Origin of the sequence: Aeromicrobium flavum (genome assembly GCF_007992115.1) — a bacterium.
Classification (GTDB): Bacteria; Actinomycetota; Actinomycetes; order Propionibacteriales; family Nocardioidaceae; genus Aeromicrobium; species Aeromicrobium flavum.
Genome location: NZ_BJZQ01000002.1, coordinates 285727 through 296204 on the forward strand (window position 1 = coordinate 285727; position 10478 = coordinate 296204).

Here is a 10478-nt window from a genome sequence, read left to right on the forward strand (position 1 = left end):
CGGCCGGTGTCATGGGCACCCGCCGCATCCGAGAAGAAGGGCTCCGCGTGAGCAGCACGACCGAGCAGACCCGGCGCACCGCGCCACCGCAGCGACCCGGCGACCGGGTCTTCGGCGGCCTCTCCCTGGGCGCCGCGCTGCTCATCCTCGCGACCCTCGCCGGCGTCGCGATCTTCCTCACCGTCCAGGGCATTCCCGGCATCACCGCCTCGCCGGAGGAGGTCAAGTACGACACGACCTTCCTGCGCTACGTCGGACCGCTGGTGTTCGGCACGCTGTGGGCGGCCGCGCTGGCGCTGGTCCTGGCCGCACCCGTCGCGATCGGCGTCGCGCTGTTCATCAGCCACTACGCCCCGCGCCGCCTCGCCCAGCCGATCGGCTACGTCATCGACCTGCTCGCCGCGGTGCCCAGCGTCGTCTACGGCGCGTGGGGCATGGTCACGCTGGCGGCGGCGATCCAGCCGGTCTACCTCTGGCTCGAGGAGCACCTAGGCTTCATCCCGCTGTTCGCCGGGCCCGCGTCGGCCACGGGCCGCACGATCCTGACCGCTGCCCTCGTGCTCGCGATCATGATCCTGCCGATCATGACCGCGATCTGCCGCGAGATCTTCCTGCAGACCCCGCGCCTGCACGAGGAGGCGGCGCTGGCGCTGGGTGCCACCCGCTGGGAGATGACCAGGATGGCCGTCTTCCCCTACGCCCGCTCCGGCATCGTCTCCGCGGCGATGCTCGCGCTCGGGCGCGCCCTCGGCGAGACGATGGCGGTCGCGATGGTGCTGTCGGCGTCCGGCGTGATCAGCCTCAACCTGATCAGCTCGACGAACCCCTCGACGATCGCGGCGAACATCGCCCACAGCTTCAAGGAGGCCAGCGGCCTCACCGTCAACGGCCTGATCGCGACCGGCCTGGTGCTGTTCGTGATCACGTTCGCGGTCAACTTCGCGGCCCGGGCCATCGTGGACCGCCGCAAGGAATTCTCCGGAGCCAACTGATGACCACGACCCTGACCCGACCCGCTCCCTCCGAACTCGGCGCGGACCTGCGCGGCCGCCGGCTGCCGACGTGGGGCCCGACCACGGTCTGGTCCCTCGCCGCCGCCACGGCCGTCGTCGGACTGCTCACCCCCGTCGGGCTCGCCCGCGGCCTGGTCCTGGCCTGGTTCGTCGCCGCCCTCGTGCCCGCGTGGTCGTTCGTCGTCGAGGGCCGCCGCAAGGCCACCGACCGCGTCGTCACGCACCTGGTCGCCAGCGCGTTCGTGCTCGCCCTGATCCCGCTGGTCAGCATCCTCGTCGCGGTCGTCGGCAAGGGCAGCAGCGCGCTGTCGGCCGAGTTCTTCAGCTACTCCATGCGCAACGTGGTCGGCGAGGGCGGCGGCATCTACCACGGCATCATCGGCACGCTGCTGATCACGGCGGCCGCCTCGGTGATCTCGGTCCCGATCGGGCTGTTCACGGCGATCTACCTGATCGAGTACGGCGACGACAGCCGGCTGGCCTCGTCCATCCGCTTCCTCGTCGACGTCATGACCGGCATCCCGTCGATCGTGGCCGGCCTGTTCGCGTACGCCCTGTTCGTCCTCTTCTTCGGCGAGGGCGTGCGCATGGGCGTCGGCGGCTCCGTGGCCCTGTCCGTGCTGATGATCCCGGTGGTCGTGCGGTCGTGCGAGGAGATGCTGAAGCTCGTCCCGAACGAGCTGCGCGAGGCCTCCTACGCCCTCGGCGTGCCGAAGTGGCGCACCATCGCCAAGGTCGTCCTGCCGACCGCGCTGGCCGGCATCGTCACCGGCATCACGCTGGCGATCGCCCGCGTGATCGGCGAGACCGCGCCACTGCTGATCATCGCCGGCATGACCGACTCGGTGAACTTCAACCTCTTCGACGGCCGCATGCAGACGCTGCCGGTCTTCACGTACTCCGCCCTGATGAACCCCGGCGTCCCCGCCGAGCCCAGCATCGAGCGCGCCTGGGGCGCGGCGCTCGTCCTGCTGCTGATCGTCATGGCGCTCAACCTCGTCGCCCGCCTCGTCTCCCACTTCTTCTCGCCGCAGGGCGAGCGCTGACCCCCCGGAAGGACCCACCCATGGCCAAGAGCATCGACGTCACGGACCTGAACATCTACTACGGCGACTTCCTCGCCGTGCAGGACGTCAACATCACCATCCCCGCGCGCGCCGTCACGGCCTTCATCGGCCCGTCGGGCTGCGGCAAGTCGACCTTCCTGCGCTCGCTCAACCGCATGCACGAGGTGATCCGCGGCGCGTACGTCGACGGCAAGGTGCTCGTGGACGGCGAGGACCTCTACGCCCAGGAGATGGACCCGGTGAACGTCCGCCGCAAGATCGGCATGGTGTTCCAGCGGCCCAACCCGTTCCCGACGATGTCGATCGCCGAGAACGTGCTGGCGGGCCAGCGGCTCAACAGCAAGCGGATGAAGAAGTCCGAGGCCGACGACGTGGTCGAGCAGTCGCTGCGTCGCGCCGGCCTGTGGGCCGAGGTCAAGGAGCGCCTCGACCGTCCCGGCTCCAGCCTCTCCGGCGGCCAGCAGCAGCGACTCTGCATCGCCCGGGCCATCGCCGTCGAGCCGGAGGTGCTGCTGATGGACGAGCCGTGCTCGGCGCTCGACCCGATCTCGACGAGCGTCATCGAGGACCTCATCCACGAGCTCAAGAACGACTACACGATCGTCATCGTCACCCACAACATGCAGCAGGCGGCGCGGGTCTCCGACCAGACGGCGTTCTTCAACCTCGCCGGCGTCGGCCAGCCCGGCCGCCTCGTCGAGCTCGGCCCCACCGAGAAGATGTTCGCCAACCCCGACGACCCGGCCACCGAGGCCTACATCCAGGGCCGCTTCGGGTGAGCCGCACGTCGGTCCCGCAGGGGCGGTGAGCCTGGTCCCACGCACCCCGGGGGGCGGTGAGTCCGGTCCCACCCGGGGCCGGGCCGTGGGACTCAGCGCACCGCGCTCGGGGAGACGGTGGGAGTCAGCGCACCGCCCACCCGGGAGCCTCCGCTCAGGGCAGGAACGGCCGCGCGAGGAAGTAGAACCCGGCGGCGACGGCCGCGGCCGCCGGCATCGTGACGATCCACGCGACGACGATGCCCTTGGCGACGCCCCAGCGGACGGCGCTGAAGCGCTTGGTGGCGCCCGAACCCATGATCGCCGAGGTGATCGTGTGGGTCGTCGAGACCGGCGCGTGCAGGCCGATCGCCATGACGTACAGGACGCTGGCCGCGGTGGCCTCGGCCGCGAAGCCCTTCGGGGGATCGAGCTCGATGATGCGGCGCCCGAGGGTGCGCATGATGCGGAAGCCGCCGGAGTACGTGCCGGCCGCGATCGCGCTGGCGGCCGCGACGATGACCCACAGCGGGACGCCCTCGCCGTCGTGCATGCCGCCGGCCACCAGGGCCAGGACGATGATGCCCATCGTCTTCTGCGCGTCCTGCAGGCCGTGGCCCAGCGCCATGCCGGCCGCCGAGACGGTCTGCGCCAGGCGGAAGCCGCGGTGGACCCGCGCGGGCTTGGCGCGGCGGAAGATCCACATGATCGCCGTCATCAGCCCGAAGGCCAGGAAGAAGCCCAGCGCCGGGCTGAGCACCATCGGGATCGCGACCTTCTCGACGATGGTGTCCCAGTGCACGACCGTGGAGGACGCCAGTCCCGCGCCCACGATGCCGCCGATCAGGGCGTGCGAGGACGACGACGGGATGCCGTAGTACCAGGTGATGAGGTTCCAGGTGATCGCGCCGATGAGGGCCGCGAGCACGATCGTCAACGCATGGGCCCGGTCAGCATCGGAGATGCTGGTGACCCCGTCGATGTCGATGATCCCCTGGATCGTCTTGGCGACCTCGACGCCGAGCCAGGCGCCGACGAAGTTCAGGATCGCCGCCATCGCCAGCGCGACGCGGGGCGTCAGGGCGCGCGTCGACACCGAGGTGGCGATCGCGTTGGCGGCGTCGTGGAAGCCGTTCGTGTAGTCGAACACGAGGGCGATCACGACGACCGTGACCACCATGACCGTGACCAGGTCCACTCAGGACTCCTTGACCGCGATCTGCTCCACCGTGTTGGCCACCGACTCCATGGCGTCGATCGCATGCTCGACGGCCTCGACGATGTCCTTGAGCTTGAGGACCTGCATCGCCTTGTAGTTGCCGTCGAACAGGTCGGCGAGCATCCGGCGGTGGTTGCGGTCGCCCTCGTTCTCGAGGCGGTTGATCTCGATCCAGAACTCCTCGAGATCCTTCATCGACCGCAGCCGCGGCATGGCCTCGGCGGTCACCTGGGCGGCCTGCTGCAGCACCTGCACCTGCGCGGCGAACGCCTCGGGGAACTCCTCGACGCCGTACAGGGCGACGCTCTCGACGACTTCCTCCATGTAGTCCATGACGTCGTCCAGGCCACTGGCCAGCGCGTAGATGTCCTCACGGTCGAACGGCGTGATGAACGTGCTGTTCACCAGCTTGATGATCGCGTGGGTGGTGTCGTCGGCGGCGTGCTCGGCGTCGTTCATCTGGGACGCGAGGGCCGTCTTGTCCGCCTCGGGATCGAGGAGTCGGGCGACGATGGCGGCGCCGGCGACAAGATGGTTGGCCGACTCGGTGAAGAGGTCGTAGAACGAGGCCTCCACCGGTCGAATGCGAAAACGCACGCAGGTACTCCTCGGCATGTGGCGGGCAGACTCTGCCCATGGTAGGTGCTGGGCGATCCCGGCCGCCAACCGAGGCCGGTCAGGCCTCGGGATCGACGCCCAGCAGACCGTCGATCTCGGTCTGGGTGAGTCGTGCCGATGCTCCCGAGGCGGCGATCATCAGGCGCGAGGTCAGCTCGATCTCGGCCAGCGCGGCGTCGTCGCGCAGCCGATCGTCGAGCGGCTCGCTGATGCGTTCGCCGGGGGGGTACAGGGCCACATACCGAGAGTACGCGGCCCGGGGCGGAGGACCTAAGACTCGTGGGCAAAACCCCCCATCGGAACTATGTTCCGTGGGCGCTCGGGGCGTCAGTCGACCCAGACGCGCGCGTTGCGGAACATCCGCGCCCACGGGCTCTCGGCCGCGGGGTCGCCCGCCGACCACGACAGCTGCACGTTCCGCTGCACCCGCTCGGCGTGCGGCATCATCGCGGTGAAGCGACCGTCGGGCGTGGTCACCGCCGTGACGCCGTCCGGCGAGCCGTTCGGGTTGGCGGGGTAGTCGGTGGCCACGCGACCGTGGACGTCGACGAACCGCGCGGCCCGGTGGACGGCCTCGGCGTCGCCGCGCACCGAGAAGTTCGCGAACCCCTCGCCGTGCGCGACCGCGATCGGCACCTTCGACCCGGCCATGCCGGAGAAGAAGATCGAGGGCGAGTCGAGCACCTCGACGAGCGACAGTCGCGCCTCGTACTGCTCGGACGCGTTGCGCGTGAACCGCGGCCACGCGTCGGCGCCCGGGATGAGGTCGGCCAGGGCCGCGAACATCTGGCAGCCGTTGCAGATGCCGATGCCGAACGTGTCCGGCCGCGAGAAGAACCCCGCGAAGGCGTCGGTGAGCGCGGGGTTGAACAGGACCGACCGGGCCCAGCCCTCGCCCGCGCCGAGCGTGTCGCCGTAGGAGAACCCGCCACACGCGGCCAGGCCGACGACGTCGGAGAGGTCGAAGCGGCCGCTCTGCAGGTCGGTCATGTGCACGTCGTAGGTGTCGAAGCCCGCGCGGTCGAAGCCGAACGCGGTCTCGACGTGGGAGTTGACGCCCTGCTCGCGCAGGATCGCGACCTTCGGGCGCGCCCGGCCGACCAGGTACGGCGCGGAGACGTCGTCGGTGGGGTCGAAGGTCGTCTCGAGGGTCAGCAGCGGCTCGTCCGCGCCGACGGCGGCGTGCTCGGCGTCGGCGCACTCGGGGTTGTCGCGCCGCCGCGAGATGCGCCACGAGACCTCGTCCCACGTCTGCGCCAGCTCGGTCAGCGACTCCTCGAGCCCCAGCCCCGGCACGCGGACGTGGCGATCGGCCGTGGACGTGCCGACGCGGCGGACGAGGTCGGCCAGGCCGTGGGCGGCCAGCAGTGCGGCGGCCTCGTCGGCACGCCCGGCGGGAACGGCGAGCACGGCACCGAGCTCCTCCGTGAACAGCTCGGCCACGTCGTCGACGTCCAGCTTGAGACCCACCCCGCCGGCGAACGCCATCTCGCAGGCCGCGGCCCACAGGCCGCCGTCGGACCGGTCGTGGAACGCCAGTAGCAGGCCGGCCTCACGCAAGGCGTTGACGCCGTCGACGAGACCCACCAGGCGCGCCGGGTCGTCGAGGTCGGGGACCTCGCCACCGAACTCGCCCAGCACCTGGGCGAGCATCGAGCCGCCGAGCCGGTGGCGACCGGCGCCGAGGTCGACCAGGAGCAGCGCCGCGTCGGCCGGCAGCTCGGGCGTGGCCGTGCCGCGCACGTCGGGCAGGGACGCGAACGCCGTGACCACGAGCGAGACCGGGGCGGTGACCTGCTTGTCCTCACCGGACTCGTCGGTCCAGCGCGTCCGCATCGAGAGGGAGTCCTTGCCGACGGGCACCGAGATCCCCAGCGCCGGGCACAACTCCATCGCGACGGCGTGGACGGTGTCGTAGAGCGCGGCGTCCTCGCCGTCCTCACCGCACGCGGCCATCCAGTTGCACGAGAGCTTGACGCCCGGCAGGTGGATCGGCGCGGCCAGCAGGTTCGTGATCGCCTCGCCGACGGCCATCCGTCCCGAGGCCGGGGCGTTCACGGCCGCCAGCGGCGTGCGCTCGCCGCTGGCCATCGCCTGACCGGCGAAGCCCACGTGGTCGGACAGCGTCACGGCGACGTCGGCGACCGGGACCTGCCACGGGCCCACCATCTGGTCGCGGTGGGTGAGGCCGCCGACTGTGCGGTCGCCGATCGTCACGAGGAAGCGCTTGGAGGCGACCGAGGGGTGCCGCAGCACGGCGTGCGCGACGTCGCGCACGTCGATGCCCTGCAGGTCGAGCTCGGGCGTGGAGCGGTCGACGCGGACGGCGTCGCGCGTCATCTTCGGCGGCTTGCCCAGCAAGACGTCCATCGGCATGTCGACGGGCGTCTCGTCGGCCGGATCGGCCGGGGTGAGCAGCAGGTGGGCGTCGTCGCGGGCGACCCCGACCACCGCGTAGGGGCACCGCTCGCGGTCGGCCAGCGCGGCGAACCGGTCGAGCGACTCCGGCGCGATCGCCAGGACGTAGCGCTCCTGGCTCTCGTTGCACCAGATCTCCTTGGGCGCCAGCCCGCTCTCGAGGACCGGCACCGAGGCGAGGTCGAACGTCGCTCCCGCGCCGGCGTCGTCGACCAGCTCAGGGAACGCGTTGGAGAGGCCGCCGGCGCCGACGTCGTGGATCGAGAGGATCGGGTTGTCCTCGCCCAGCGACCAGCAGTGGTTGATGACCTCCTGCGCGCGGCGCTCGATCTCGGGGTTGCCGCGCTGGACGGAGTCGAAGTCCAGCTCGGCGGCGTTGGCCCCGGCCGCCTTGGACGAGGCCGCGCTGCCGCCCATGCCGATGCGCATGCCCGGGCCGCCCAGCTGCACGAGCAGCGTGCCGCCGGGGAAGGCGATCTTCTCGGTCATCTCGGCGCTGATCGAGCCGAGGCCGCCCGCGCTCATGATCGGCTTGTGATAACCACGGCGCACGCCGTCGACGGTCTGCTCGTAGACGCGGAAGAACCCGCCGAGGCCGGGCCGGCCGAACTCGTTGTTGAACGCGGCGGCACCGATCGGCCCCTCGGTCATGATGTCGAGCGGGCTGGCGATGTGCTCGGGCCGGCCGTAGTGCTCGGTCTCCCACGGCTCGTCCGTGCCGGGCAGGTGGAGGTTCGACACGACGAAGCCCGTCAGGCCGGCCTTCGGCTGCGAGCCGCGGCCGGTGGCGCCCTCGTCGCGGATCTCGCCGCCGGCGCCGGTCGCCGCGCCCGGGTAGGGCGAGATGGCCGTGGGGTGGTTGTGCGTCTCGACCTTCATCAGGACGTGCACCTCGCCCTCGCGCGCCGTGTAGCGGCTGGGGCGGTCGGCCGACTCGGGCAGCCAGCGCGTCGCCGGGCCGCCCTCCATGATCGACGCGTTGTCCTTGTACGCCACGACGGTGCCGTGGCCGTTGAGCTGCTCGGTGTGCCGGATCATCGCGAACAGCGAGCGGTCCTGCGGCTCGCCGTCGAGGACGAAGTCGGCGTTGAAGATCTTGTGGCGGCAGTGCTCGGAGTTCGCCTGGGCGAACATCATCAGCTCGACGTCGGTGGGGTTGCGGTCGAGCTCGCGGAAGGAGTCGACGAGGTAGTCGATCTCGTCGTCCGACAGCGCCAGGCCGAACTCGGTGTTCGCGGACTCGAGGGCGGCCCGGCCACCGCCGAGGACGTCGATGCGCTGCATCGGCTCGGCCCCGCGCTCGTCGAACAGGTCGGCGGCCGCCTCGCGGGAGGTCAGCGCTGTCTCGGTCATGCGGTCGTGCAGCACGTCGGCGCAGGCCTGCAGCTGCTCGGGCGTCGGCTCGGCGCCGGTGAGCGTGTACTCGGTGACGCGCTCGACCCGCCGCACGTCGATGCCGCAGTTGTGGACGATGTCGGTGGCCTTGCTGGACCACGGCGAGATCGTGCCCAGGCGCGGGCCGACGACGACCAGGACTCCGTCCGTCCCGTCCTCGGCGGGCTCGCCGTAGTCGAGCAGCCGCGTGAGGGTCTCGGTGGTCGCCGCGTCCAGGGGGCGCTCGCTGGCGATCCAGTGGACATGACGGGCGCGGACACCGGTCAGCCCGGGGGCCACCTCCTGCAGGCGGGACAGCAGGGCACGGGCTCGGAAGGCCGAGAGAGCGTTGCCGCCCTCGACCACGGTGAGTTCGACGTCGCGCGACACGCGGCCCAGCCTAATGGCCCGCGCGACCGCTCCGAACCCGCGTCGCGACTGCTGGTGCGCGGCCCCCTGCCGGTGCGAGAGTCGGAGCATGGCGTCATCGGCGGTGGAGGTCCGCGGGCTAGTCGTCGAGCGCGGCGGCCGGACGGTGCTCGACGGCCTCGACCTGACGCTCCCCCGGGGCCGCGTCACCGGCCTGCTGGGCCCCAGCGGCTGCGGCAAGTCGACCCTGATCCGCTCGCTGGCGGGCGTCCAGGTCGTGGCTGCCGGGACCGTGACGGTGCTCGGCGAGCCGGCCGGCTCCGTCGCCAACCGCCGCCGCGTGGCCTACATGACCCAGTCCACCTCGGTGTACGCCGACCTGACCGTCGAGCAGAACCTGGCCTACTTCGCGAAGATCCACGGCGTGGACCGCGGCCGCATCGACGCGGTGCTGACCGCCGTGGACCTGGCGGATGACCGGCGCCGGCTCACCCGCGACCTCTCCGGCGGGCAGCGCGCCCGCGTGTCGCTGGCCGCGGCCCTGGTCGCGGAGCCCGACCTCTACCTGCTCGACGAGCCCACCGTCGGGCTCGACCCCGTGCTGCGCCGCGACGTGTGGCGGCTGTTCGCCGAGCTGGCCGCCGCCGGGGCGTCGCTGCTCGTGTCGAGTCACGTCATGGACGAGGCCGACCGCTGCGACCAGGTGCTGCTGATGCGCGAGGGCGCCCTCATCGCCCAGGACACACCGGACGGCCTGCGGTCGGCGACCGGCACGTCCGACATCGAGTCGGCGTTCCTCGCCCTGGCGTTGGGCGGCGACCGGTGACGGGCACGCTCGCGACGGCGGGGCGCGTGCTCGGCCAGCTGCGCCACGATCCCCGCAGCATCGTGATGCTGCTGTTCCTGCCGTCGATCCTGCTGCTGCTCTTCCGCTACGTGTTCGACCAGCAGCCGCAGGTGTTCGCCCGGGTCGGACCGCAGATGCTGGCGCTCTTCCCGTTCATCCTGATGTTCCTCATCACCAGCGTCACGATGGTCCGCGAGCGGATCTCGGGCACCCTCGAGCGGCTGCTGACGACGCCGTTGCGTCGTGGCGAGCTGATCGGCGGCTACGCGCTGGCGCTCGGTGTGCTGGCGTTGGCGCAGTCCGCGATCAGCCTGGCGGTGGCGCAGTGGGGACTCGATCTCGGCCTCGACCGACCGTGGGAGGCGCTCGTGTTCGCGATCCTGGGCTCCGTCGTGGGCACCGCGCTCGGCCTGCTGGCGTCGGCGTTCGCCCGCACCGAGTTCCAGGCGGTGCAGTTCATGCCACTGGTCATCATCCCCCAGATCCTCGTGTGCGGGCTGCTCGTGCCCGTGGACCGCATGCCCGACGTGCTGCAGTGGCTGTCCGCCGTGATGCCGCTGACCTACTCGACCGACGCGTTCACCTCGCTGGCGAACGGCGCGGACGCCGCCGAGCGCCTCACCGATCTGCTCGTGCTGATCGGGTTCGCCGTCGGCTCGATCGCCGTGGCGTCCCTGACGCTGCGCCGCCGCACGCCCTGACGCTCACCGCCCGCGCCGCGCCCCCTCCGCGAGTGGCGCAAAGATGTCCGCCACTCGGCGAGTGGCGGGCGAATCTGCGCCACTCGCGGAGGTG

The 10478-nt window shown here is 71.4% G+C and carries 9 protein-coding genes; 5 read left to right on the forward strand and 4 right to left on the reverse strand.

All coding sequences use genetic code 11. The features are described from left to right. The first annotated feature begins 47 nt into the window (after window positions 1-47). Genes pstC through pstB form a run of 3 tightly spaced genes read left to right on the forward strand, consistent with a single transcriptional unit; the run spans window position 48 to window position 2859 of the window. On the forward strand, window positions 48-992 hold the full coding sequence (gene pstC / locus AFL01nite_RS04455) for a phosphate ABC transporter permease subunit PstC (RefSeq protein WP_246119578.1): 945 nt from the start codon (window positions 48-50) through the stop codon (window positions 990-992). Next, window positions 992-2059 carry a phosphate ABC transporter permease PstA gene (pstA, locus tag AFL01nite_RS04460; protein ID WP_146825955.1) on the forward strand — a complete coding sequence of 356 codons (1068 nt, stop codon included), beginning with the start codon at window positions 992-994 and terminating at the stop codon, window positions 2057-2059. The genes pstC and pstA overlap by 1 nt, the downstream gene beginning before the upstream one ends. A gap of 20 nt (window positions 2060-2079) precedes the next feature. Then, window positions 2080-2859: a phosphate ABC transporter ATP-binding protein PstB gene (gene pstB, locus AFL01nite_RS04465; protein ID WP_146825956.1), complete on the forward strand. Its 780-nt coding sequence runs from the start codon at window positions 2080-2082 to the stop codon at window positions 2857-2859. 154 nt (window positions 2860-3013) lie between these two features. Here pstB and AFL01nite_RS04470 read toward each other — a convergent pair whose 3' ends face one another. The 4 genes from AFL01nite_RS04470 to purL form a co-directional block, all read right to left on the reverse strand. Beyond that, window positions 3014-4030: an inorganic phosphate transporter gene (locus AFL01nite_RS04470; protein ID WP_146825987.1), complete on the reverse strand. Its 1017-nt coding sequence runs from the start codon at window positions 4028-4030 to the stop codon at window positions 3014-3016. Window positions 4031-4036: 6 nt separating this feature from the next. Next, the gene (locus AFL01nite_RS04475) at window positions 4037-4654 is read right to left on the reverse strand and encodes a DUF47 domain-containing protein (protein ID WP_146825957.1); all 618 of its coding nucleotides are present in this window, start codon (window positions 4652-4654) and stop codon (window positions 4037-4039) included. Between the two features lie 79 nt (window positions 4655-4733). Then, complete coding sequence (locus AFL01nite_RS04480) at window positions 4734-4913, reverse strand: hypothetical protein (RefSeq protein WP_146825958.1); 180 nt, start codon at window positions 4911-4913, stop codon at window positions 4734-4736. An 89-nt stretch (window positions 4914-5002) separates the two neighbouring features. Beyond that, entirely contained in the window at window positions 5003-8857 is a 3855-nt protein-coding gene (gene purL / locus AFL01nite_RS04485; protein ID WP_222593388.1) for a phosphoribosylformylglycinamidine synthase, read from the reverse strand. 88 nt (window positions 8858-8945) lie between these two features. On the opposite strand from purL, the gene AFL01nite_RS04490 reads away from it, so the two are divergent. Together AFL01nite_RS04490 and AFL01nite_RS04495 are read left to right on the forward strand one after the other, a co-directional pair. Continuing rightward, window positions 8946-9662 (forward strand): ABC transporter ATP-binding protein, encoded by a 717-nt coding sequence (locus AFL01nite_RS04490; protein ID WP_146825960.1) that lies wholly within the window; start codon window positions 8946-8948, stop codon window positions 9660-9662. Further along, window positions 9659-10384 carry an ABC transporter permease gene (locus AFL01nite_RS04495; protein WP_146825961.1) on the forward strand — a complete coding sequence of 242 codons (726 nt, stop codon included), beginning with the start codon at window positions 9659-9661 and terminating at the stop codon, window positions 10382-10384. Before AFL01nite_RS04490 ends, AFL01nite_RS04495 begins: the two co-directional genes overlap by 4 nt. Window positions 10385-10478 lie beyond the last annotated feature (94 nt).

Coding starts and splice junctions, on each gene's coding strand:
- pstA (WP_146825955.1), top strand. CDS start 992: ATGACCACGACCCTGACCCGACCCGCTCCCTCCGAACTCGGCGCGGAC.
- pstB (WP_146825956.1), top strand. CDS start 2,080: ATGGCCAAGAGCATCGACGTCACGGACCTGAACATCTACTACGGCGAC.
- AFL01nite_RS04490 (WP_146825960.1), top strand. CDS start 8,946: ATGGCGTCATCGGCGGTGGAGGTCCGCGGGCTAGTCGTCGAGCGCGGC.